Source organism: Enterococcus sp. LJL90, from assembly GCF_056924355.1.
The window spans coordinates 657,931-682,639 of record NZ_JBXPBQ010000002.1 but is presented as its reverse complement, the minus strand read 5'-3'; the positions used below and the strand labels follow the sequence as shown (position 1 = coordinate 682,639).

At 37.6% G+C, this 24,709-nt stretch carries 27 protein-coding genes; 24 read left to right on the top strand and 3 right to left on the bottom strand.

The window, feature by feature from the left end:
- The first annotated feature begins 74 nt into the window (after positions 1-74).
- From AC1Z3S_RS08195 to AC1Z3S_RS08120, 16 genes are all read left to right on the top strand, one after another.
- Complete coding sequence (locus AC1Z3S_RS08195) at positions 75-521, top strand: hypothetical protein (RefSeq protein ID WP_461739956.1); 447 nt, start codon at positions 75-77, stop codon at positions 519-521.
- 227 nt (positions 522-748) lie between these two features.
- Entirely contained in the window at positions 749-976 is a 228-nt protein-coding gene (locus tag AC1Z3S_RS08190) for a hypothetical protein (RefSeq protein ID WP_461739955.1), read from the top strand.
- A 972-nt stretch (positions 977-1,948) separates the two neighbouring features.
- A complete protein-coding gene (locus tag AC1Z3S_RS08185; protein ID WP_461739954.1) occupies positions 1,949-2,956 on the top strand; it encodes a serine hydrolase domain-containing protein in 1,008 nt (335 codons plus the stop codon).
- A 123-nt stretch (positions 2,957-3,079) separates the two neighbouring features.
- Positions 3,080-3,430 carry a VOC family protein gene (locus AC1Z3S_RS08180; RefSeq protein ID WP_461739953.1) on the top strand — a complete coding sequence of 117 codons (351 nt, stop codon included), beginning with the start codon at positions 3,080-3,082 and terminating at the stop codon, positions 3,428-3,430.
- A gap of 126 nt (positions 3,431-3,556) precedes the next feature.
- Entirely contained in the window at positions 3,557-4,528 is a 972-nt protein-coding gene (locus AC1Z3S_RS08175; protein WP_461739952.1) for a MerR family transcriptional regulator, read from the top strand.
- Between the two features lie 124 nt (positions 4,529-4,652).
- The gene (locus AC1Z3S_RS08170; RefSeq protein ID WP_461739951.1) at positions 4,653-5,714 is read left to right on the top strand and encodes a hypothetical protein; all 1,062 of its coding nucleotides are present in this window, start codon (positions 4,653-4,655) and stop codon (positions 5,712-5,714) included.
- Between the two features lie 125 nt (positions 5,715-5,839).
- Positions 5,840-6,136 (top strand): hypothetical protein, encoded by a 297-nt coding sequence (locus AC1Z3S_RS08165; RefSeq protein WP_461739950.1) that lies wholly within the window; start codon positions 5,840-5,842, stop codon positions 6,134-6,136.
- Between the two features lie 37 nt (positions 6,137-6,173).
- Positions 6,174-6,497, top strand: a complete 324-nt coding sequence (locus AC1Z3S_RS08160) for a hypothetical protein (RefSeq protein WP_461739949.1) — start codon at positions 6,174-6,176, stop codon at positions 6,495-6,497.
- A 293-nt stretch (positions 6,498-6,790) separates the two neighbouring features.
- Entirely contained in the window at positions 6,791-7,261 is a 471-nt protein-coding gene (locus AC1Z3S_RS08155) for a GNAT family N-acetyltransferase (RefSeq protein ID WP_461739948.1), read from the top strand.
- Between the two features lie 90 nt (positions 7,262-7,351).
- Positions 7,352-7,834 (top strand): flavodoxin domain-containing protein, encoded by a 483-nt coding sequence (locus AC1Z3S_RS08150; protein ID WP_461739947.1) that lies wholly within the window; start codon positions 7,352-7,354, stop codon positions 7,832-7,834.
- A 78-nt stretch (positions 7,835-7,912) separates the two neighbouring features.
- On the top strand, positions 7,913-8,140 hold the full coding sequence (locus AC1Z3S_RS08145) for a hypothetical protein (protein WP_461739946.1): 228 nt from the start codon (positions 7,913-7,915) through the stop codon (positions 8,138-8,140).
- Between the two features lie 52 nt (positions 8,141-8,192).
- Positions 8,193-8,864, top strand: coding sequence for a response regulator transcription factor (locus tag AC1Z3S_RS08140; RefSeq protein WP_461739945.1), 672 nt, complete (start codon positions 8,193-8,195; stop codon positions 8,862-8,864).
- A complete protein-coding gene (locus AC1Z3S_RS08135) occupies positions 8,852-10,009 on the top strand; it encodes a HAMP domain-containing sensor histidine kinase (protein ID WP_461739944.1) in 1,158 nt (385 codons plus the stop codon). Before AC1Z3S_RS08140 ends, AC1Z3S_RS08135 begins: the two co-directional genes overlap by 13 nt.
- Before the next feature lie 305 nt (positions 10,010-10,314).
- Positions 10,315-11,193 (top strand): ABC transporter ATP-binding protein, encoded by an 879-nt coding sequence (locus tag AC1Z3S_RS08130; RefSeq protein WP_461739943.1) that lies wholly within the window; start codon positions 10,315-10,317, stop codon positions 11,191-11,193.
- 1 nt (position 11,194) lies between these two features.
- The gene (locus tag AC1Z3S_RS08125) at positions 11,195-12,394 is read left to right on the top strand and encodes an ABC transporter permease (protein ID WP_461739942.1); all 1,200 of its coding nucleotides are present in this window, start codon (positions 11,195-11,197) and stop codon (positions 12,392-12,394) included.
- Entirely contained in the window at positions 12,378-13,007 is a 630-nt protein-coding gene (locus AC1Z3S_RS08120) for a hypothetical protein (RefSeq protein WP_461739941.1), read from the top strand. Before AC1Z3S_RS08125 ends, AC1Z3S_RS08120 begins: the two co-directional genes overlap by 17 nt.
- Before the next feature lie 65 nt (positions 13,008-13,072).
- Here the strand turns inward: AC1Z3S_RS08120 and AC1Z3S_RS08115 are convergent, their stop codons facing one another.
- Both AC1Z3S_RS08115 and AC1Z3S_RS08110 read right to left on the bottom strand, forming a co-directional pair.
- Positions 13,073-13,321: a DUF3781 domain-containing protein gene (locus AC1Z3S_RS08115; protein WP_461739940.1), complete on the bottom strand. Its 249-nt coding sequence runs from the start codon at positions 13,319-13,321 to the stop codon at positions 13,073-13,075.
- Positions 13,318-13,896: a hypothetical protein gene (locus AC1Z3S_RS08110; RefSeq protein WP_461739939.1), complete on the bottom strand. Its 579-nt coding sequence runs from the start codon at positions 13,894-13,896 to the stop codon at positions 13,318-13,320. Before AC1Z3S_RS08110 ends, AC1Z3S_RS08115 begins: the two co-directional genes overlap by 4 nt.
- Positions 13,897-14,676: 780 nt before the next feature.
- Between AC1Z3S_RS08110 and AC1Z3S_RS08105 the strand changes: the two genes are divergently transcribed.
- The 4 genes from AC1Z3S_RS08105 to AC1Z3S_RS08090 all read left to right on the top strand — a co-directional run bounded on the left by AC1Z3S_RS08105 (position 14,677) and on the right by AC1Z3S_RS08090 (position 16,134).
- Positions 14,677-14,895 (top strand): helix-turn-helix transcriptional regulator, encoded by a 219-nt coding sequence (locus tag AC1Z3S_RS08105; RefSeq protein WP_461739977.1) that lies wholly within the window; start codon positions 14,677-14,679, stop codon positions 14,893-14,895.
- Between the two features lies 1 nt (position 14,896).
- Positions 14,897-15,349, top strand: a complete 453-nt coding sequence (locus tag AC1Z3S_RS08100; protein WP_461739938.1) for a DUF6773 family protein — start codon at positions 14,897-14,899, stop codon at positions 15,347-15,349.
- Positions 15,350-15,806: 457 nt separating this feature from the next.
- Positions 15,807-16,004, top strand: coding sequence for an ASCH domain-containing protein (locus AC1Z3S_RS08095; RefSeq protein ID WP_461739976.1), 198 nt, complete (start codon positions 15,807-15,809; stop codon positions 16,002-16,004).
- Complete coding sequence (locus tag AC1Z3S_RS08090; RefSeq protein ID WP_461739975.1) at positions 15,955-16,134, top strand: ASCH domain-containing protein; 180 nt, start codon at positions 15,955-15,957, stop codon at positions 16,132-16,134. The genes AC1Z3S_RS08095 and AC1Z3S_RS08090 overlap by 50 nt, the downstream gene beginning before the upstream one ends.
- A gap of 540 nt (positions 16,135-16,674) precedes the next feature.
- Here AC1Z3S_RS08090 and AC1Z3S_RS08085 read toward each other — a convergent pair.
- Positions 16,675-17,313: a helix-turn-helix transcriptional regulator gene (locus AC1Z3S_RS08085; protein ID WP_461737286.1), complete on the bottom strand. Its 639-nt coding sequence runs from the start codon at positions 17,311-17,313 to the stop codon at positions 16,675-16,677.
- A gap of 256 nt (positions 17,314-17,569) precedes the next feature.
- Here AC1Z3S_RS08085 and ssnA point away from each other — a divergent pair, with 256 nt between their 5' ends.
- The 4 genes from ssnA to dpaL all read left to right on the top strand — a co-directional run bounded on the left by ssnA (position 17,570) and on the right by dpaL (position 24,709).
- Positions 17,570-18,904: a putative aminohydrolase SsnA gene (gene ssnA, locus AC1Z3S_RS08080; RefSeq protein ID WP_461739937.1), complete on the top strand. Its 1,335-nt coding sequence runs from the start codon at positions 17,570-17,572 to the stop codon at positions 18,902-18,904.
- Positions 18,905-18,926: 22 nt separating this feature from the next.
- Positions 18,927-21,932 carry a putative selenate reductase subunit YgfK gene (gene ygfK / locus AC1Z3S_RS08075; RefSeq protein WP_461739936.1) on the top strand — a complete coding sequence of 1,002 codons (3,006 nt, stop codon included), beginning with the start codon at positions 18,927-18,929 and terminating at the stop codon, positions 21,930-21,932.
- A gap of 61 nt (positions 21,933-21,993) precedes the next feature.
- Positions 21,994-23,367, top strand: a complete 1,374-nt coding sequence (hydA, locus tag AC1Z3S_RS08070; protein ID WP_461739935.1) for a dihydropyrimidinase — start codon at positions 21,994-21,996, stop codon at positions 23,365-23,367.
- A 142-nt stretch (positions 23,368-23,509) separates the two neighbouring features.
- Complete coding sequence (gene dpaL / locus AC1Z3S_RS08065; RefSeq protein WP_461739934.1) at positions 23,510-24,709, top strand: diaminopropionate ammonia-lyase; 1,200 nt, start codon at positions 23,510-23,512, stop codon at positions 24,707-24,709.

Here is a 24,709-nt window from a genome sequence, read left to right as displayed (position 1 = left end):
GCGGAGGTCAGCTCCTTTTTATTTAAAGGAGCTTGCCAAAATAGTTGTTGATATTACAATATAATTGAGGAGGGATGAAGATGTCCGTATGTCCGGAATGCTATAGTAGTCATAATAAAGCCACCCCACTTTTAAATAAAGAAGCCTGTCTTAAAGAACATACTCAATATATTTGTGGGGCATGTGGCCGATGTATTTGCATTGAGGCTGATGCTAAACGAAATGTTCGCCGCTGGAATTCCACCTTCAAATCCCTTGAGCTTGCCAAACTCTATTTAAGAACCGCTGAATATACTAAACAGCGGAGTTGCGGAATCTATGGACTGGTCAATGACTCAGGAAGAAGATCTTACAAAATATTTTCTACACAGGAAGATTTTATTTCTTATTTGAATCGCACTGGGATGCGCCCATTTCAAAATGACGCTTTGTATCAGAAGAAGTGTTATCAAACTTTTGAGAAAACTGAAGTGAGGCGCTTAAGAGAAGCTGAAGTTAGGGAGTGTGTGTCTAATAATTGAGGGCTGGTCTCAGAAACTATGATTCATAATAACAAATTGTTAAAAAAAGCTATTGTGTCTAGTGAAAACAAAAATTATTGGTAGGTTAATTGGGCGTCAGCCAATATGGCACTAGATTGCAGTGAGAAAATCAGCAAATAATTACCCTTCAAGTTTATGGAGAGTGATATAAAAGAGTTAGCCATAACTAGCTGTCTAAAGAGCTTTGGGGTAATTGGAGGGAAATCATGAGTTTAGAAAAACTAGTTCAAGAAAATGCTTTTACTTATCAGGAAAGAAAAGATGCTAAAGTTTTCATTTATCATTATGGAAAGCAGGTAATGATTCTTAGCGGTAAAAGGTCTGTTCAATTATTAAAGAAGTTGGAAAAAGCAACACCGGAAGAGAGCCAGTTGCTATTAGCAAAAATCACCGGAAACTTCAAAAGAGGGAATGAAAAAATTGTTAATAAATGATAATTTTTTTAAAAATTCAAATCAAAAATTATTGTCAAATTTTTAATAGTAATGGTTTTTGAATTGATTCTTGATAGTTATCAAAATAACTTGGAACTTGATTAAGTAAACTAAGGGGCTGCAGCCAATTTTAATAGGATTGCAATGATAGGATAAATCATTTTTTAATTGATGATGAACTCATTGTACCAAGTGTAAAACAAGATAATGTCGAAATGGAGGCAGTTATTGTCGGTAGCATGCTAGAAAACAGATACAAGATTCTGATAATCTGGCATTGAAAATATTCAATAGCCAAGCCAAGAGCAATAGCGGCACAAAATTACTATCAAGTTTTTTAGGGATTTTGGGGATTATTATATTGGTTTGCGATTATTTCTTATTTTTGCATAACAAATTTTTTTGTAGAATAATGTCGGATTACATGGACTTTATTGGGCTTCTCATTTTTTAGATGTTTCATTATCGTTATTTTTCAAGCAGAGTAACTTAAAAGCCTGTAGCAAATCGCTGAAAACAACTTGAGTTATTCATCGGAAATAAAAATACACAACCCCATAACAAGAGAAATAATTTCTGCCTTTTCAACTTCCACGCCACCTTTTTCTAAAGCGTCGCCAAAGTTAGCTCACCATTTTTCAGCGTGCTATACAGTAGCTGAATTCAATTTTTTATTTCGAATAAAAAACGGAAACGAATTGACAAAGTTAAGGTGATTAACTAAAATTTTAAATGACAGTATTTAATAGTGTGACACCCAGCAAAGTATTCAAAGAGGATTGAAAGCGTATCTGAATCCAATAAGCTAAATTAAAAAATCAGGTGCAGGCAGGTAAGATTTTAAATTTAATGAACATGTGGCTAGTCCTATTCTAAGTACAGAAATTAAGTCTCGAGTTACTCCATTTAATTTGGAGGTTAAGAGAGCGCTTAAAATATATAATGAATCAATTTGAAGGAGTTGAAGTGTTGATGTTGAATCAAAAAATCTTAAATGAATTAGCCAAACAGTATATCGTTCCAAATGTTGAGGTTTGTTCTATTACAAATGGAAAGCTTGAGGAATATTCAACCAATACGGAAAAAGAACAGATTGGAAATATGTTGTTTAATGCTTGCTCAATCAGTAAGCTCGTAACCGCTGTTCTCGTCTTACAATTAGCATCAGAAGGAAAACTTGAGATTGATACACCCATCAATCAATTAATAAAAAATTTGCCGCTTCAATCGACTACAGGCTTTCCAACGTTGAGGCAGTTACTTTCGCATACTGCAGGCATTCAAGACCCAGCAGGCTCTTTTGATGTATTAGAACTTCAAGATGCACCACCAAAAGTTTTAGAGCTACTTTTAGGAAAAACAATTTATTGTAAAGAAAAAATTAGCATTACGACGGCACCAAACCAACAATTTGACTATTCAGACGCTGGTTATGCGGTAGTTGAGTATGTGGTGGAGGAACTATTACAGGAACCTTTTACCAGGCTTGTGGAAGAAAGAATTTTTTCTAAACTTGGTATGACTAATAGTTTTTACCCAGAAAACTATGCTTTTTTTGCTGAAAAAGATTGTGTCAAAGGGTATAACAAAGACAATGAACTAATTGCAAATAACTATAGTATCTATCCATACGCTAGTGGTGCTGGTTTATGGAGTACACCAAGAGATTTAGCGAAATTGTTAGTAGAAATCTCAGCTATTTTTTCAAATAAGAGTCAATTGGGCATTGAGAAAAACTTTTACGATGAAATGAAAACAGCTCCTGACTATGCCTCTTACGCAGGTTTAGGAGTATTTTTAGATGTAGTTGAAAATCAAATAGAGTTTAGCTCATTTGGCTGGGGGCAAGGCTATCAATGCGGCTTGCTTTTTTATCCAGAAACAGCTCAAGGTCTTGTTGTCATGACGAATAAAGATAGTGGTGTTCATCAATTAAAAGGCGTGATTGGAGCTATCTTTGAAGAATGGAGTAAAGGCTGAACCGAAATTATAAGTTGTTAGCAAACAGTATAATTTGCAAAGAAAAGTTTTGACATCAATTAAGGAACCCATGAATAGCATTTAAATCAAATTTGAAACTAGTTTAATTCAGGAGCTTAAATTATGGAGATTAACCTTACATCCCTCTACATTTGCGTCAAAGATATGGCACGAGCGATAAAATTTTATACAGATTTTTTTGAAAGAGCCCCAATCGTCTCAGATGATATTTACAGTGTGTTTGACATAAATGGTTTTAGATTTGGGCTCTTTACTTATCAAAAAATGCCTGAGCCCCACACTTTTGGCAGTAACTGTTTACCAAGTCTAGAAGTCCCAACCGTTGCTATTTTACAAGAAAAAATCAACAATCTTGAAATTTGTTTTCCCTTGACAAAAATTGGTGAAAACTGGGTCGCTGAGTTTGTTGACAGTGAGGGTAATCACATCGAGATTACCTCACCACTCACTTAGTAAACGTAAGCTAACTTATATTTAGTTCAAATATTTTCAGTAGCTAAAAACATTCAACTTATTCTTGACTCTACCTTTAGGGAAGCATATAAACTAAAATTAATAAATTTTAAGGAGTTGTTTTTTATGGGAGATTTAATCAAAATTCGTGAGGTATCAAGTAAGTATAATATTACCGCCAGAGCACTTCGTTATTATGAGGATATGGGATTGATTACCAGTGTTCGGAATGAAGATGTGGCTTACCGGATGTATGATGATGCCGCAGTTCAACGATTGGAACAGATTTTGATTTTACGCAAGCTTAATATTAGTATCAAAGATATTCAACGAATTTTTGCTTCAGCAGGATCTGAAGTGGTGTTGGATGTTTTGGGACAAAAGGTCGAAAATATTGATGAGGAAGTAGCACTATTAAATGAACTAAGAGAAATTGTTCTGGATTTTATTGAAGAGATTGAAAAAGCAAATTTCTTAGATAATTCAGATATCAAAAAACTTTATAACAAGGCGAAGGATATTGAGACGGAGTTGACGAATGTGGAGTATGCTGGTAAGCCTAATAATGTGAGTCGTTTGGTAGAAATCACTGAAAAGCTAGATAAAAAAGTTCCAGATGTGATGGTCATTCGAATTCCTAGGTTTAGAGCGGTGACTTCTGGTAAACGCTCTTTTGAAGAAATTTTTAGTCCAGGTGGATATATGTTCAAATTATGGCAACATTATGAGCTATATCAAACAGTGATTTTTGATTGCTTGGATTTTCTTTTGGTCAGTGAAGAAGAGGGGGAAATGATCTGTGCTGTGAAAGATGAAGTGACACAAGCGGATGTCAGCCCATTACAAATCATTGATTTTCCCGGGGGACTTTACGCTATGGCGGTTAGTATCGATGAGGATGATGAAAGCATTCAAAAAGTTCACGAGAAAATTTTTAAATGGGTGGCAGGCACGAACTTTGAAGTTGATCAAGCCCGTAGTTTTATGTTTAACATGCCCTATCTAGATGAAGAAAATAAATATCAGCAGGATATTGAAAAAGGCTTAGGCTATCGTCAAATGCAGCGCTATGTTCCACTAAAATTAAAAGAAGCTTAAAAAAAACACGTCTAGTGATTATCAAGCAGTTAGATAATAGTAGACGTGTTCATTTTATCGTTGAAAACAAGTAATAATTTTATACAATTAAGTAAGGAGTTTTTTTATGATAGGGGACTTTACATTGAGAAAAACATTACCTGAAGTAGCTAGCTATTTAAAAACTATTTTACCACCGGTAGCTGATGAGATGGATAGCATTCATTCTGATTTTCTGGAGATAGCGGGCGAAGAACAGATTAGGATAGGTGTGCTAAGCTATCGGACTTTTTTGGTCCATTTATTTAACCAAGCAATGCTTGAGGGCCATACATATGACACAAGTAAAAAAGTCAATCACGCCTATGAAAACCGTACAACGTTGTCTGTTTATTATCCCTTTTTAAATCATTTAAAAAATCTGTTACTAAATATTGGTCGCATCGGTACACCTAGCGCTGATGGTATGGATTTGATTTGTTCACCAGAGATATTTAATAAAAAAATTTCCACTGCAAAAACTCTTGAATGTTTACGCTTTTTAAACTGCTGTGGATTAATCATTTCTGAGGTAGATCTTACACAAAAAAAAGTAAATTTGTTTGAGCTATCTGAGATTAAAGTAAGTTATCCTGATGATCCAAAGATGCTCGTGGGATTAAAAATCATGGCTTTCGCTGAAGCTCAACGAGGTAATCTGAACAATCAAGATATTTTCTTTCGTTGTGATTACCATAGTTTAGAAAACAAACAAATAGAGCCTGATAGAATTCTTACAGATACAATTTCTTCTTTATCCAAGGAGATTCAAGATTTTGTATCGGAGCTCAATGAACGATATATAGCACAAGGATTAACCAGTATAATTGAAATTAAAGGATTTCATATCTATATTAGATATTGCTATAAACGCAAAGATGTTTTTGGCTTGAATGCTTCTTTGAACAATGGCTTTCATCTGAACGTTAAACCATTGAAAACTGAAAACTATCACGAACTGATTCAAACATTGCCTAACTATTTGAAGGAAAAAATTGAAGCAGGGTATGGCTGTGGGCGTAAACGAACGATTGCAAGATGTGACGGCGGCTGTCGTGGACTAACGATTCCTTTAGATGATACGATTTTAGATTTAAAAGAAGATATCATAACTTGGTTTGATCAGGAAATCAGCTGGCGAAATAAAAAATCAGCAGGTGGAAAATGAGTAAACTCCCAATTTTTAAAGCTCTTACTAGAGTAATGTTAACAATATAGAAGAATTAATTATTACGGTGATGGCAAAGACACTTGAAAGAGATACGAAGAGCTTCTGGATAAAACGGCCATCAAATGGCAATTAAGAAATTTATTGGAGGAAATATGAGATCTTTAAAAGCGAAGCTGGCAAGTGAAAAGTTGTCAGAAAGAATTGTTTATTGTTTAATTACTTTTTTAGTCAGTTTTATCATCATAGTTATTTTAAGTTACTTTTTATTACCAAATGGTTTTTTTAAAGGAAAGCAAAGTGCCAGCTTTGAATTGACCAATAGCCTTTTTGAAAATGCCCTGCGCATTTTTTGCTGGAACTTGTTTTCTGTAGTTTTCATTTTTATTGGCTCACTTTTTTTCAAAGAAAAGAAAGAATGAATCGAATTATTTTTCGACAGGCTATTTGGTCTTCTTTGTGTTAATTGCAATTAATGCTGTAACCTTGGGTACTTGGTCATTTTCCGTTGAACGTGCTGCAGTTCCGCTAGTTGAAAGAATATTTGGGCTATTTCATTTTACCCAGAACGCTGGTTTGATAGAAATGTTCGGTCAGATGCTGATTCTTTGCTCACTGGCAACAATTAGTATTGTCAAAGTATCCGGCAAAGAGGTCATCACCAAGAAGTTCAGAGATATTCGGCTAGCAAGTCCAGAAATCATCGTGGTCTGTTTCGGTGTGGGATTGATGTTTTTGGGCGCCTTTATTGAAGGACTCGCCATTCAAAAGATGAGCCTGTGACATTAGTCTTTTTAACAGCTGAAATCCCGAACTGTATTATATTTGCTCCTGCGGTCCAGTAGGTCCTCGTCGCAAATGAACAATATTTAGCGATTTTCACTAAATACCGTTCGTAAAGTTCGGGTCTGTTCTAACTAATGTCACAGCCTCATCAAGCTGTTCTTATACTTCCCAAATGCACTTCAAAATGATTTTAAATGACAGCTCGCACAAGTTTTTACCTGGCTTCAACAATTAAACAAATCAAAGAGCGGTAAACTAAAGCCACAAAGTAAAATGAACAGGAGCCAACTATGGATGTACTAACACAACGCTGTCGGATTCGTGAATTTAAAGAAAAAGATGTATCGCGCTTTGCGAAGTATCATAATGATAGTCACTGGATGCAGTATCAAGGCTTTAAAAATCTCAGTGAAGAAGAATACCGCTTGAGCTTGCTTTCAGATAAGGAGCTAACGCAGGGAAAGCAATACGCAATTGCTGATGTACAGACGGATGAGCTGTTAGGGGATATTTATTTGCAGCAGGAAAACGATGGATGTTGGCTGGGCTATTCCATTCATCCCAAATTTTCTCGTCAAGGATACAGCTATGAAGCTGTATCAGCGATGATTGATTTTTTATTTCAGAATGGCTATCAAAAAATTTTTGCAGAAGTAGAAATCGAAAATTTCTCCTCTATTCAGTTACTTGAAAAGCTGGAGTTTCATTTATTCAAGGCTGAAACAGAATTAATTTATTTACGAACTAATAAAAAAGTATAATGAAAAGTGGATTTTGCATGGTAAAATTTTTGTGAGAGCAAAAGAAAAAGCAATTGAAGCTACAAAATACTTCTACAATAAGGAGAAAAAATGAAAACATTGATTGTTTATGGGAGTAAATATGGCTGTACAGAGGACTGTGCGCAAACCCTCAAGGATCAGGTAAAAGGAGCCAGCACACTGGTAAATCTGAAAACGAATCAAGCTGTAGATTTGGAACAATTTGACCAAATTATTATCGGGAGTCCAATCTATGTGGGGAAAATCCGCAAAGAGGTCAAACATTTCTGTGAAGTTCATTTAGCATCGTTGCTAAAAAAGAAGGTGACCTTATTTATATGCTGTACCACGCCTGCTGAGGTAGATGCCTTTTTCACCAGCAACTTTCCGGCAGAATTACTGGCTCACGCGACGAAGACTTATAATTTTGGTGGCGAATTAAGGCAAGAAAGAATGGGTTTTTTAGATAAAAAACTCACTTCACTGATAGCTAAAACAGAACCGAAGGAAACAGGGCTTTTATCAGAAAATCTGGCTGAATTAGCGACGTTTCTTAATGCTTCGCAGGTGTAGAGACCAAGTTTTAAAGTCCACTTGGGCTAATTTGTAGAGAAAAGTTAACAAAATTAAACACTTTTAGGAGGGGTCAACATGAGTAAGTTTGATCCATTATGGCAAGCAGTGAAAGAAGACGGTCGCAGTTCTTTTAAGTTGAGTTTTGACGAGATTCAAGCGAAGGCGGGAATTCCGATTGACCATTCTTTTTTGAAATTTAAAAAAGAGCTGCCTAGCTATGGCTATGAAGTGGGGAAAATCTCCATGAAAGAAAAGACTGTCGTGTTCAATAAACTGACTGATGAAAAAATTAGCAGTGACTGATTCAGGTATCCTTCAAAAAGAGGAAGCTAATTCAGTGGATGGGAGCGGCAAAATGAAAAAAATTTTAGTCATTGATGATGAAATCGAGTTACTAGAAACCCTCAAAGATTACTTAACCCTCTCTGGTTATCAGGTACTTACTGCTGAAAACCCTTTGGTAGCTCGAGCTAAACTATTGTTAAAGCCGGATTTAATTTTACTAGATATAGCTATGCCAGAAATGGATGGGATTACGTTTTGTAAAGAAATTCGCGGAGTGGTCAGTTGTCCCATTATTTTTCTTTCTGCGCAGACCGATGAGAAAAGTCGCCTTGATGGACTGATGGCCGGTGGAGATGATTACCTATTGAAACCATTTAGCCTTAAAGAATTAGCAATGAGAGTCACGGCTCATTTAAGAAGAGAAGAACGTCAAAAAGACCAAAGTAGTTTAGGTTTTTTTGGAGCACTTTACATCAAATATGATCAAAAGGAAATTTGGATTGAAAATCAATTAGTGCCGTTGACCAAAACGGAATATCAAATTGCCGAATTATTAGCTCGGCATCCTGGTCAAGTATTTAATCGAGAAGAGATTTACGATGCACTCTGGGGCTTTGATAAAGAAGGCGATGCAACGATTATCACGGAGCATGTGCGCAGATTACGGACGAAATTTAAAAAAATGACGGCACAGGAAATTATTCAAACAGTCTGGGGGCTAGGGTATAAATGGATTGGCTAGACGAGCGAATAGAGCAACTAAAAGGAAACGCCAAGAGTATTCGGTTCAGCTTAACCATTATTTTACTGGCTGGTTTTTTAATTGTCTTGTCCTTATGGCTTTTGACAAATGCCCTCTGTGTCTCTTGGGAGCGATTATTGTTAGAGGACACGAGTCATTTGTATTTTTATGAAATTTTTACGTGGCGACCGACAATTAATCTTGAAATTGACTATCTCTGGCCGATAAGATTATTAGAAGCCGTGCGCTTTGGCAGTATTTTTATCTATTGCTTACTTGCGATTTATTTTGTGGCGGATTTTTTTTCCAAAATGAAAATTCAACAGCCCTTATTATTAATGCAGTCAGGTATGGCAAAAATTAATCAAGGAGATTTAAATCAACCCCTTTACTATGAAGGGCCAAAAGAATTCACTGAGCTGATTCAAGAATTTGATCAGCTGCGTCAAAGTCTCAGAGGAAATCAAGCTGAGATTAAGCAATTGCATCAAGAACAAAAAAATGTAAATGCCGCTTTTTCCCATGATTTAAGAACACCCCTAGCAGTTATTCAAAACAATGTAGAAATCATTGAAGAGTTTTATGGTACGGGCCAGCTTTCAAAAGAGCAGTTCAGCAAAAGCCTAACCAAAATCAAAAACAATATCCTGCGTCTGACGGACTTCTCCGAAACAATGAAAACTATCCAACGGTTGGATGAAATTCAACTCAATCGCAAACAACAGTCGTTGCACCATTTAATTGAGTTAGTTCAAGACTTAGGCAATAGTCTATTAGGTGCTAAATTTTCATTCCATACATCTGGTGACATATCAACAACAGCTTTGATAGATCTAAATCTCATAATGGAGATCATTGAAAATCTGTTAAGTAATGCCAAAGTTTATGCTAAAAATAGTGTGGAAGTGACCTTACAAAGAGAGGGCGGCTATTTATTTATTTTTGTCAAAGACGATGGCCCTGGATTTTCTAAACAGGAATTATTGCAGGCGACTCAAGCGTATTACTCAAAGGATAAGGCGGGGCATTTTGGTCTTGGCTTAACAATTTCTGAAGCACTTGTCAAAAAACACGGTGGCGTGTTGGAGCTGACCAATGGCGTAACTAATGGTGCAGTGGTCTCCGCTACTTTTATTATTAATTAAATCGAGGCTATGACATTAGTCTTTTTAACAGATAAAATTCTGAACTATATTGTTTTTGTCTCTGCAGCCCACTGGGTTCTCGAGACAGAAAATGGTGTGTGACTGGGGTCCAGTAGGTCCTCGTCTCAACTCTGCAATATTTAGTGACTCTCACTGGAACTTGTTCGTGAAATTTAGTTCTGTTTTACTAATGTCCCAGTCTTTTTTTCTGGAAAAATCTAGAATGTAGAGAAATTATAGAGATTTGCTTGCTAAGCTGTATACAGGAACCAAGAATGAGTTTTTGATAAAAGGAGAGTTTGAGGATGGAAATTAAAATTCAACAGTTCAATCAGTTTTACGGCAAAAAGCAAGTGCTCTTTGATATTAATCTAACAATTCAAAAAGGGATGTATGGCTTACTTGGCAGAAATGGCGCCGGCAAATCAACATTGATGAAAAGTTTAGTGACCTTACTGCCTGTCAAATCTGGCAGCATTGAAATGGCTGGGGTTTCAAGTCATGAATATCAAAAGATTCGTTCGATGATTGGCTATTTACCCCAAGATTTTTCAATGTACGGCAATATGACTGTTTTTGAAGCGATGGACTATTTGGCAGTGCTAGCAGGACTCAAAGGCCACGCTAGAAAAACAAGAATTACCGAGTTATTGGAGCAAGTAAACTTGTCTGCCAATTACAAAACGAAGGTCAAGGCGATGTCTGGTGGGATGAAGCGTCGCTTAGGGATTGCGCAAGCTTTACTCAATCAGCCACAAATTATTATTGTCGATGAGCCGACAGCCGGGCTTGATCCTGAAGAGCGGCTGCGTTTTCGAAATTTATTGAGTGAGATTAGCGAAGAGCGAATTGTTCTGTTATCTACGCATATTGCCAGTGATATTGAAGCGACTGCTGATCACCTGGCAATTATGGATCAAGGAAGAATTATTTTTTCTGGAGAATTAATGGAATTATTAATGCTCACAGAAGGCAATATTTATGAGGTTTTGCTACCTCGGACTGAGACAGAAGAAGTTAAGCGACAGGTTAAAGTCATCAGCCTACATGTAGAAGGCACATCGACGCGAATTCGTTTTATCGGCAACCCAACTGCTACAGTAATGCAACATCCGCTAGTGGTAAAAGTCCAACCGACATTAGAAGATGCCTACCTCTATTGTTTAGAAAAGGCAGGTGAGTGACATGGCCCTACTTTTTCAGGAAATGAAAACGACGGTTAAAAGTCTGACGTATTGGATAGTGATTGCAGTGGTTGGCTTTTTTATCTTTACACAATTGGGCACTGACTTAACGGCAGTTAAAGCACCTCAGCCAAATCAAGAGGACTATGGTACTAAAATCACGACTGATACCCAGAAAATTCAAGAGCAGACCTATGGAGACCTATTGTGGGATTATTATTCTGATGATTACACAGCTTATCCGTTAGGCTTTTTTAAATCAGTAACGCCGAGTGAAACCGAAAAAAATCAAATCAAAGAGATTTTGGAAAAAGCCAGCGGAAAGAGCTATCAAGAATTAGAAACGGAATTACTTGCTTCTCTAGAAACACAAGATGGCATGACAATTTTTAAAGGGTATGCTTTCCCGTTACTCTCAGGAAATTCCTATACAGATTTTGAAAAAGATATGGAGCAGGTGACGAGTATTCTCGGGGGAGGGTCTGATTTTGACCAAAATAAATACGAACAAACTAAGGAGCCAATGACTTATGAAGAGGCGTTGGAAGAATATGAGCAGATAATAAAAGACGATCAGGTGAGTGGTGCTTATGCTCGAATTGTCTGTGACTATTTCGGAATTATTTTGGCTCTTGCGCCAGTCTTTTTGTCAGCGACTGTGGTATTGCGGGACCGGCGTTCTCAAGCTCAGGCAGTTATTTATACTAAAAAGACTGCGACAGTAAAATTAATTGGATTACGGTACATCAGCACGGTGCTGTTAATTTTAATTCCAGTCTTGTTGTTTTCTTTGATGCCGGCCTTGCAAAGTGAAATGATTGCCAGCAAATTAGGCGTGGCAAGTAATTTATTCTTGTATTATCAATATATTTTACTCTGGTTGACCCCGACCATTTTAGGTGTTGTCGGTTTGAGCTTTTTGATCACAGAGCTCTTTGGTGGTATTGTCGCAATTGCAGCACAATTTATTCTCTGGTTTGCCAGTATCAGTATAAATGGACAATTGATTGGGGCAAAAGGATTGAACCTGATTCCTCGTTTTAATACAGTAGGCAAGACGGATATCTTTTCCAAGCTCTTACCGGAGCTGATTACGAATCGAATTTTTTGGAGCGTGCTTGGGATAATTTGTCTATTTGGAACCATTTTAGTTGTGGACTTTAAGCGCAAAGGAGGACGACTCTTTGGAAAAAAACAGTAGGCTAGCGTATTATTTTTTCAAAAAGTATTTTAGTTTCTTCGTTGTACCAGTTATTTTATTGACGTGTTTTTTACCAGTTGTTGTGGGAATGGAAAACTTAGTTACTTCTCAAGCAGCGATTGTCCTCGAACGTTTTTTTACCTTGATTGGTGTCGTCTTATTTGTGCCACTTTTTTTACTAGACGAACAACAGAATATTTTACAGGTGGTGCGGACAAAAGAGACAGCGTATAGCCAAATTCTTATTATTCGTCTAGCCGAAATTTTAGCAATGATAGCTGTGTCGTTACTCTTATTTTTAGGAATTCTAAAAATAAATCAATCCACCTTTGATTTTATCAACTTCTTTTTAGCAGAATTTGCGACAGTGATTTTTTTAGGGGGACTTACTTGTTTTCTTTGGAGCATTTTCAGGCAAATGATTCCTAGTTTAATGGTGACAATCGGTTATTTTGTCATCTGCTTAACGAGTAGCAAAGATCAATTGGGACCATTCTATTTGTTTACTTTAGTTAGTGAAGATTGGCAATCGAAGCAGCTACTGTTTGCGGCGGGGGTAATTTTATTAGCAGTCAGTATTTTTCTGGCAAATCGTATCACCAGTCGGAGGTAGGCAGACTCAAGTTAAAACAAGCTTTGAAATCCTGTGGAGAACAGGTTTTCATAGCTTGTTTGATATTAAGCATGTATACGGTCCGCTGTAATCACACGATAGGTATTGGCATTAACAGTGATACGAATTTTTTTGGTCGCATGCTCGATATAAAAATTTTTCCCACGGCGTTCTATCGTACTTTGAGAAGCTGAAATGATTTCAGACATCAAGTCCTCAATTTCAAAATTTGTCAGGGCTAGTTTAAGTTTTTTATTGATTCGTTGGTAGACTAAATCTGTATAGCAAAGGTGCTCAAGAATTTGTTCTTTCATTCAACTAAAACCTCCATGATGCGCTCTCCAAGTGTGTCCCAAGGGCGGGCATTTATCGTTAAAACTCCTAGCTCATTGCATTTTTCTGCGAGCCACTCACCATAGGCATAACTAATTTCCGCTCGATAGGGTTGAAGTTTTCCCTCCCGAGTTAGATAATTTTGCAGAATTTGCGCCTTCTCAAATTCATTAATAAAGATTGCTTTGACTCTCGGACTTTTTAGCGAGGCAGCGAGTTCAGGTAAAATAAAATCTCCCTCTAATAGCATTGGAATATTTTCTTCAAGGTGGTCAGCAATCACGGCGTTTAGCCCGGGTGTGAGTTCTCTACCAACATTTATCAAATGAGTTACTGCTGCTGCAACACCTTCGTCAATCCAATTTGGATGTGTATTCCAATAATGGATAGCCGGATGACTAATTGATGTTGTGGTAGTCTCCAACATCATCTGAAAATCATCTACACGTACCAAATCCAGCTCCAGCTGACGGGCCAGTGTACGGGCAATCATAGTTTTTCCAGAACCCGAGGCCCCGCCAATTAATAAAATATCCCAACTCCGTGTTTTATCCATCTAATCCTCCATTAACAAAAGCCTTTCTCTTGATTTTCTGCTATTCAATACCGATATTCCAGTTAATCTAGGGCTGCTAAATTAACTTATGCAATAAAAATCAATATTAGGGTCTAGTCTTAAAAAAAACCTGTTAAACAGCCTCATTAAAAAAATTGCTAACACCTGTTTTTTTTAAATTTGTTAAGTAAGCTTTGTCCTTGGATACTAGCAAAAATCCAAAAAATTGCTAATCTCAACATTTGGAAAATTGTGTTTTTTTAAGCGAAGAAGGCGAGGTCGATGCTAGAGTGTCTTGAAGTTAGCAATTAATACAAAAGATATTAAGGAAAAGAATTTAACTTGATATTTAAAAAAATAGAACTCTTTTTTACTATGTTAAAATTTCATGCTATTGTTTATTGGTTTTTTATCAGAAGAGCCAAAGGTGGGATTTCTAAAAATTTTTACAAAAAAAGAATGACAAACTCTTATCTCATGAAGAAATTTTTTCAAGTATTCTCAATTACAATTTTTTTCTCTCACATGGAAAATTTAGACAAGATTACGGCTCTCAATCTTTACGAAATGTTCAAACTCATGTTTATAAATAAAAATTTCTGTCGTACTACCTTCCATGATGCCATTAATCCGCAAAATGCGTTCGATTTGTTAGTCCAACATGCATTAGTTCTGGGAATATTTTCACTTTTTTTAATTGTGATAGGCTCAGTATCACTTTTATATACAATTGAAAGCAATATATATATTGCTAAAAGACCTGTATATAGTATAATAAAAATGAAGAGAGGTGTTGAGGGTGTGAAGAATATAAAAATGAAAGTTGCTCGGATTGAACGTGACATGAGCCAAGAAGAATTAGCTAGTGCAGTAGGTGTTACACGACAGACTATTGGTTTAATTGAAGGAGGAAAATACAATCCAACTCTAAAATTATGTATCACGATATGTAAAGTATTAGACAAAACTTTAAATGATTTATTTTGGGAGGGAAAATAAGATGAGAAATATGAATCTTCAAGATGAGCGAATTGTGGTAGAACGTAGACAAATACAAAGTAAAGGTTATGCATGGCTTGTCATAATATTATTTGTTGCCATTATTGTGCAGGCCTTCTTTTTAAGAGTACCATTCCAGCAATATGCAGTTGAACTTTTTATCCTGCTTGGATGTGGATGTTACAACTCGATTGCCAATTACCAAAAAGGAATCGATATTTGGAACTCAAAAAATCATGGCGTAAACAATCTTTTAATCAGCACACTCATATCTGGGGCCCTTTCTGTAATTCTTTTCGCTCTTCTTAGTGCAAATTACCGGCCACAAAGCTTCCTGTTCTACTTTATCTTTTTCGTTATTTTTATGTTTGCCACACGATTAGTTATGACGACATTAACTAGAAAAAAACAAAAACGAATTGATAAAGAACTAAATGATGATGACAAGTTTTAATATGGCGTTATTTTATTACCAGGCAAAAAAAAAATTATGTCTAGTTCAAAGAGCAAACTAATATTCAGTTACTTAAAGATAATTAGATTAACTAAGCTGCCAGACAAATGTTTGGCGGCTATTAGTTTATTTCTCATATTTTTTTACTCATAGATTACGATGAGCTAAAATTATTACTTTTATAAAGGATTCTAGATGACGTATGTTTGCTTTTTTTACAAAGAGCTTTTCTAATAGTTGGAAGCTAAAAAAATTCTACAACCTAATTTAATCTACTCAGCGATTTCAATAGAGTTTCATTTTGCCTTCTTTGTTGTTCAGTACAGAGTAAGATAGAAGAATAATGGAAGCAGTTTAGTAAAAGGAATAATTTGACAGAAGCCTTTCCAGAACTATGGATGTTTGGGGATGGTAGTAAAAAAATGGCAGATTATTTAGGTAGTTGGTAGTATAAGAAATTAAAACCGGCACCTGTTCAGCCCTAAATTTGTATGAATTGAAGGAAGACAGAATTGCTAAAATAGGTCAATTTGAGATTATTTTAAACGGAGAGGGACAGCCATTAGCAATTATTCAAATAACTAAGATTGAAATTTTAGCAATGAATAGGTCTAGATTTTGTCCGTTCAGAAGGGGAAAGAGATTTAAGTTATGAACATTGGTATCGAGTCCACGAAGAGTTTTTCACAGTGCAATTTAAGGGAAGGGATCTGATCTTTTCTACCGAAGCTAATTTAGTTTGCGAAAATTTTCGGGTCGTTGATATCTATCAAGAAAAATGTTGAATATGTGTTCTTTAGCGATAATTTATTGTGGGAGAGCCAAGAGCAATATGATGACAATAAATTGAAAAATCAGCTATAAAAATCATGAGAATAATAATTCGAAGAAATAGGGGATTTGCAAAGTCTTTAATTATTAAGCAGATTGTGAAATCATATAATATCCGCCCTAACTCCGCCCAAGTTTTCGCTTGGGCGGAGTTTTTGAGTTACTTATCATATTTTTTTGAGTCTCTAGTCGAATATATCCACGACCTCTATTCTGATCTTTTTCGTCACATGACCGTAATTATCCAAGGTCTTTGAAATATGAGAATGACTTAAACAAACCTAATCAGCTTTTATGATTTAAACTGTTTTCTAGCAATATTGTTGTGTTTTTTAAGTGGTAGAAATTCCACTAGTTTTATCAAGTATAGGCCTTCATATTGTGTTTAGTGTTTTACTAAATCACTTGAGTAAAGTAACTAAAAAAATCCAAAGCAAAATTTTTCATCTTTTGCTTTGGATTCACTCCAATTGAACTCACTTAATTTATTACTATCATGTAGCATCAATATAACTATATAAAGTGTATTTAGAAATATTGAAAAATTTTGAGATTTTATCTCCAGATTTGGTAATTAAAAAGGCGCCTTTGTTGTTTAGAAATTGGATACTTTTGATTTTTTCATCCTTAGTCATTAGGGCAACAGGTTTACCGACAATTTTGATGGATTCTTCAATTAAGTCATCTAGCAATTCGTTGACATTTTGTGGAATGTAATCTGGTTCTTTGGCATCCTCTGATTCTTCGGTGGCAATTAGCGACTTTATTGCTGATTCTGCGACAATTAAATTGGTGATATCTTGATTGATGGCGAAGATGGCATCGAGTTGACCCTCACGATTTTTTAGATAGACGGTACTGGATTTTAAAATTCGGCCATCATGAGTACGGGTCAAATAATTGATATGATCTTTTAATGTCCGAGGGTCTTTTTTTAAAGCCTCTAAGACTACTTGGGAAGGGCCGTCACCTAATTGTCGTGAGGAAACATGCCCATTTTCAATTGAGACGATTGAATTGTCAATACTCTGTTCTTGGATTTTATGAATGACAACTTCACAATCTTCACCAAATTGTCCAGCTAAGGCGCGGGCAATTTGCGTTAAAAAAGTTAATTGCTCATCTGAAAGCATGCTAATCTTCCTTTCTAAAAACGTTCTCAAAGCTTGTTAAATTCATGATAGCATGGGATTTTGTGAATAACAAGAATTTTGACTAAAAAAAATTTTTTAGGTAGCATTGTTTTTTTTTAGGTAGAGTGCTATACTCAAAAAGAAGAGAGCTTTAACAGAAAAAAATCAGTCAATTTGGCAGTTTGAAAACGACCAAATTTTTTTATCCAAATCAATGAAAGCGATTGCTTATTTTAATAAAGGGAGGAACAGTTACATGCTATTAATCGGAAATGGGCGCTTGGTGACTAGGAGTCAAGGAACAAGTTTTTATGAAAATGGTTGTGTGGCAATTGATGGAAAAAAAATTAAAAAAGTTGGCGACACCAATCAATTGAAAAAGGAATTCCCCGATGCAGAATTTATTGATGCAAAGAGTGGCATCATAATGCCGGGATTTGTTAATATGCACAATCACATCTATAGTTCCTTTGCTCGAGGTATGAGTATCAATGGTTACGCGCCACATAATTTTATGGATATTTTAGAAGGTTTGTGGTGGCGCTTAGATCGAACTATGAATCTGGCAGATTGCTATCACAGTGGAAAAGTCGCTTATCTTGATAGTCTGAAAAATGGTGTGACAACAGTTTTTGATCATCATGCTAGCTATGGTGATATCGCCGGCAGCCTACATGAATTGTCAAGAGCAGCGGATGAATATGGCATTCGAACTTGTCTTTGTTACGAAGTTTCTGATCGAGATGGGGCTGAAAAAATGAAAGCTGCCATCAAAGAAAATCTTGATTTTATTAAAGCGAGTCAAAAACGGAGCGATGATTTACAAAAAGCCATGTTCGGTATGCATGCTGCTTTTACTTTATCAGATGAAACTTTAGAATATTGTGTGGCTAATACACCAGCTGATGTCGGCTATCACATTCATGTGGCCGAAGATATTGCAGATGTAAAAGATTCACTGCAAAAATATGGCAAACCAATTGTCAATCGCTTGTATGATTTTGGAATTCTTGGTGAAAAAACAATGTTGGGCCATTGCATTCATATTGGTCCTCACGAAATGGAATTGATTCGTGACACTAACACGATGGTTGTGACCAATCCTGAATCGAATATGGGAAATGCTGTCGGTTGTCCGCCAGCTTTAAGAATGTTTGATGAGTATCAAATTTTAATGGGACTTGGCACCGATGGCTTTACGAATGATGTCACAGAATCCTTTAAGTTTGCGAACCTAATTCATAAGCATCATTTGGCCGATCCAACAGCCGGCGGTATTCAAATTCCAGCGATGCTTTTTGATAATAATCCACAGATGGCGAATCGTCATTTCAAAACAAAATTAGGCGTTTTAGAACCAGAAGCCGCCGCTGATGTGATTGTCGTTGATTATCAAGGACCAACACCGATGACAGCAGCCAATCCTAATGGTCACATTTTATTTGGTGTTAATGGAGCAATGGTCAGAGACACAATTATCGATGGCGTTGTTAAGATGCGCAATCGTGAAGTGGTCGGCATTGATGAAGAAAAAGTTTGGCACGACGCTCAAGCACAGGCCAATGATTTATGGCATCGGATTAATAACTAAACAGTTGAAGGAGTGAAAAAAAATGAGCGATATGATGCGCCCAATTTCAATTGACGCTTTATTCAATTGGGTTTTGAATGAATATCAAACCGAGGGCACAATTTTTGGCATTCGAAAAATATACGAAGCAGATTCCCAGAAGGTAATGACTTTATTTGGCGAAAAAATGGAAACTCCTTGCGGCCCAGCTGCCGGACCCCATACACAATTAGCTCAAAATATTATTGCCGCCTATTTAACCGGTTCACGATTTTTTGAATTGAAAACGGTTCAGATTATCGATGGCGAGGATTTGCCTGTCAGTAAACCTTGTATCACCGCAGCAGATGAATGCTATAACGTCGAATGGTCAACTGAGCTAAGAGTGCCACAGGCAATGGAAGAGTACGTAAAAGCTTGGTATGTTTTAAAAATTCTCAGCAAAGAATTAGCAATCGGCAGTCCTGATGGATTTATCTTTAATATGAGTGTTGGTTATGATCTTGCCGGTATTCAATCGGAGAAAATTGATCGCTTTATTGAGCAGCTGAAAGATGCCAAAGATACGGCGATTTGGCAGGAATGTCAACAAGCAGCCAAAAAATATCTGAAGGATTTTAAACAGGTCGACGAAGAGTATCTGGCAACAATTGATTCCCATGTCTGCCGTTCGATTACTTTATCGACATTGCACGGTTGTCCACCGGATGAAATTGAACGGATTTCTACTTATTTATTAACTAAAAAAGGTCTGAATACATTTATCAAATGCAATCCGACAATGCTTGGCTATCATTATGCAAGGGAGAAAATGGATAGCTTGGGTTTTGATTATATCGAATTTGATGATCATCATTTCAAAGAAGATTTACAGTTTGAAGACGCTGTTCCCATGATTCAGCGGTTGCAGCAATTAGCCGATAAAGAGCAGTTGAGCTTCGGAGTTAAAATCACCAACACGTTCCCGGTAGAAATTGCCCAAAACGAATTACCGGGAGAAGAAATGTATATGTCCGGGCGCTCACTTTTTCCGCTGAGTATTGGCCTAGCCAAAAAACTTTCCGATGCTTTTTCCGGCAAGCTACAAATTTCTTATTCCGGTGGAGCAGATATTTTCAATATTAGAGAAATTTTTGAAGCGGGTATTTGGCCAATTACCATGGCAACTACTTTATTGAAGCCGGGTGGTTATCAACGGATGAACCAAGTAGCAAATCTTTTAGGAGATGCTCCATATCCGAAAATGGTGCAAGTGAATTTAGAAAAACTAACTGAAATTGTCGCTAAAATTGAAAAACAAAGCCATTATCATAAGTCAATTAAATTACCGGAAAGTCCCAAAATTGAACGGAATGTCCCGTTAATTGATTGTTATACAGCACCTTGTCGTGATGAAGGTGGCTGTCCGATTGATCAAGATATTCCAGCTTACTTACGCTATGTCAGTGAGGGGAAATATCTCGAAGCATTGCGGGTGATTGTTGATAAAAACCCTCTGCCATTTATCACGGGAACAATTTGTGCCCATCCATGTATGACCAAGTGTACCCGCCAATTTTATGAAGAAGCGATTCAAATTCGGGAAGCGAAATTGGAAGCGGCAGAATCAGCTTATGATCAATTGATGGCCGAAATGGTTCGACCTGAGAAAAAAGTCGGTGCTGTAAAAACAGCAGTGGTTGGCGGAGGGCCCGCAGGAATTTCTGCCAGTTACTTGTTAGCACGAGAAGGAATGCCAGTGACTGTCTTTGAAAAAGCAGAGACCCTTGGCGGTGTCTGTAGCCAAATCGTACCGGAATTTAGAATATCTCCTCAATCTGTAGAAAATGATGTTAAGATGGCGGAATTTTTGGGAGCTGAGTTTAAAACTGGGCAAGCAGCGCCAACTTTAACAGAATTGAAGAAGCAAGGCTTCACCAATATTATTTATGCAATTGGTGCTTGGAAACATGGAAAGCTTCACTTAGAAACGGGTTCAGCTTTAAACTCTTTGGAATTTCTGATCGCTAATCGTAAAAATCCACATATCAATCCTTACGGAGAACGGATTATTGTCGTTGGCGGTGGTAACACAGCAATGGATTGCGCTCGAGCGGCTATGCGCTTACCGGATGTAAAAAAAGTTTCAGTTGTCTATCGGCGGGATAAACGCAATATGCCAGCGGACGAAGAAGAATTGTATCTGGCACTAGCTGATGGTGTTGAATTTTTGGAATTGTTAGCGCCAATCAAATTGGAAAATGGTCGCTTAACTTGTGAAATGATGCGCTTAGGTGAACGGGATCAATCGGGTCGCCGTAAGCCAGTTGGTACTGGAGAATTTGTCGAAGTGCCAGCAGACACAGTAATTGCTGCTGTCGGTGAAAAAGTTGATACTGAATTTTACCAATCAATCGGCATGGAAACTAATGATTGGGGCAAGGTCATTGTCAATCCCCAAACTTTGGAAACCAATTTGGAAAATGTCTATGTCATTGGCGATGCGAATTTAGGACCGGCAACGATTGTTGAAGCGATTGCCGATGCCACCAAGGCTTGCGCCAATATCTGTGAACTGCACCGAAATCATTTTGAAACAGATAATATCAATCAAGATCGCCAAAGTGTGCGACAAAAACGTGGGCTCTTGTACGGGGCAGAAAATTCCGCCTGTCAAGCTAGTCGCTGTTTGGAGTGTTCAACCGTCTGTGAATCTTGCATGGATGTCTGTCCCAACCGAGCCAACATTGTGGTGACCATCAAAGGTGCTCCGCAAATTGTGCATATTGACCGCATGTGTAATGAATGCGGTAATTGTGAAACCTTCTGTCCATATCAAAGCGCGCCTTATAAAGATAAATTTACTTTATTCCAAACAGAAGCGGACTTCCATGATAGTACCAACTCAGGATTTTATGTCCTTGATAGTTTGTCGAAGGATTGCCTACTGCGACTAGGAGCGCAAGAACAAGTTGTCAATGTCAATCAAACTTATCTGGATGTTCCAGAAGAAATTTTGGACTTAATGGACACGTTAATTGAAGAATATAGCTACACCTTGATGGCGTAAAAAAAATTCTAAGCCAACTTAAATTTAAGTTTTGAAGACCTTTTTGAAAAGAGGGAGAGCCATGTCGATTTTATTAAAGGGCGGTCTTGTGGTCACCGCTGTGGATAGACGTCAGCTAGATGTCAGAATTGAAGGAGAAAAAATTGTCGAGCTGGGAACGAATTTACCAGTGGCGGACTCACAAGTCGAAGATGTTTCTGGTTGTTTTATCCTGCCGGGTTTTATCGATGCCCATACTCATCTAGAGCTAAATAATGGAGCTGGTTCCATTAGTACCGCAGATAATTTTGCCACTGGCAGCCGTGCCGCTTTAGCAAATGGCACAACGACCGTCATTGATATGGCGACACCGGACAAGGGTGGTTCTCTGCAAGATTGTTTAGACACTTGGCAGCGACTCGCAGCCGGTAAAAGTTCCTGTGATTTTACCTTCCACATGTCGATTATCGACTGGAATCTTGATATTAAAAATGAGATTGCGGCGATGATTGCAGCGGGGATTACTTCTTTTAAAATGTACATGGCCTATGATAATTTGCGGACAAGCGATGCCGAAATTTATGAAGCCATGACAGAAATAAAAAAATTTCATGGGATGCTAGGAGTGCATTGCGAAAATGGTGACTTAGTCAATGAAGGCATAAAAAAATTGTTGAAGGCAGGTAAAACCAGTCCTCATTATCATCCGCTGTCTCGACCTGATGCAATTGAAGCGGAAGCGGTGGAACGCTTTTTAACGATAGCGGCTCAAGCCGAACTGCCGGTGAATATTGTCCATTTGAGTACGGAGAGATCACTGGCAGCTGTTCGCAGAGCCCGCAAACGAGGACAAAAACTTTTCGTTGAAACTTGTCCACAGTATTTAGTGCTGGATGATCATTTATATGACGCCCCCAATTTTGAAGGATCCAAATATGTCTGCTCACCGCCTTTAAGAAGTTTGAATGATCAAAAAACTTTGTGGGAGGGAGTAGTAGCAGGTGAAATTGATACAATTTCAACCGATCACTGCAGTTTTAATTTTAAAACTCAAAAAATTCTAGGGATAGACGATTTTAGCAAAATTCCTAATGGGATGCCGGGAGTCGAGACACGGCCACAGCTAATTTATACTACCGGTGTTGCCGCTGAGCGCATCAGTTTAGAGGCAATGGTGGGACTTTTATCAGAAAATATTGCCCGCCAGTTTGATTTATTTCCCCAAAAAGGGATTGTCCAAGTTGGCAGTGATGCCGATTTAGTCGTGTGGAATCCGGCAGCAACAGGCGTCATTTCAGCGGCTAGCCAATTACAAAATGTCGATTACACACCTTATGAGGGAATTGAAACGCAAGGTCAGGCGCAAAGTGTTTTTCTTAGAGGTCAAAAAGTTGCGGAAAATGGCAACGTCCTTAAAGAAAAGCAGGGGCAATTCGTCTTTAGAACACCCAAATAAAACAATGTGGTTAAGACATAAGCCAATAAAAAAATTCGGCTGTTTCATCTGCAAGACGCTTGTGTTATAGCCGCTTAAACTAGAGCAACACATAGAAAATGAAAAAATTTTTGCTAAATTTTATAATCGAGGAGGATTTTAATTGGAAGAAATAAAATGGCTGAAAAATGAGATGCCAAAAACGGACGATCAGTTTTTACCTTTAATGTCAGAAGAAAATATCGGTAAGGCGTTGGCCTTTCATCAGAGCTTTCCGCAATATACGACAACACCTTTAGCTGAGTTACCGCAGCTATCCAATTACTTAGGGTTAAAAGATTTTTTTGTCAAAGATGAATCTTATCGCTTTGGCTTAAATGCCTTTAAAGTGTTAGGCGGCTCCTTTGCGATGGCAAATTATATCGCTGAAAAATTAGCTGTTGATGTGTCGGAACTGGGTTATGAGGAATTAACTTCACCAGATTTAAAAGAAAAATTTGGTCAAGCGACTTTCTATACAGCCACGGATGGTAATCATGGTCGTGGTGTTGCGTGGGCGGCTAATAAATTAGGTCAAAAATCAGTGGTGCTCATGCCGAAGGGTTCAGCAGAGATTCGTTTTGAAAATATTCAAAAAGAAGGCGCTAAAGTCACGATTGAAGAAGTTAATTACGATGAATGTGTCCGCATGGCCAATCAATTGGCGGAGGAAGCCGAAAATGGCGTAATGGTTCAAGATACCGCTTGGGAGGGCTACGAAAAAATCCCAACCTGGATTATGCAGGGTTATGGCACGATGTCTTTAGAAGCAGCTAAACAGTTACAGGCTGCGGGCGTTCAGCGACCGACCCACATTTTTGTACAGGCGGGTGTCGGCAGTTTAGCGGGGGCAGTCATTGGTTATTTTGCGAATCTTTATCGGGAAAATCCACCGATTATGACGGTGGTTGAGGCTCAGGCAGCCGATTGTCTTTATCAATCAGCCAAAGTCAAAGACGGCAGTATTCGTTTTGTTGAAGGGGATTTACAGACAATTATGGCGGGCTTAGCCTGTGGCGAACCCAACACGATTTCCTTTGACATTTTGAAAAATCACACGGACTTCTTTATCTCAGCACCGGATTGGGTTTCTGAAAAAGGTATGCGAATTTTAGGCGCACCCCTGAAAGGTGATCCACAGGTTATTTCCGGAGAATCTGGAGCGGTGGCGATGGGGGTTGTCGCTAGTGTGATGAAAGACCCGGCTTATCAGGATTTAAAACAAGCATTGAAATTGGATCAAGATTCCGTTGTCTTAATGTTTTCAACTGAGGGCGATACCGATCCAGAAAATTATAAAAAAATTGTATGGGGGCAAGAGTAA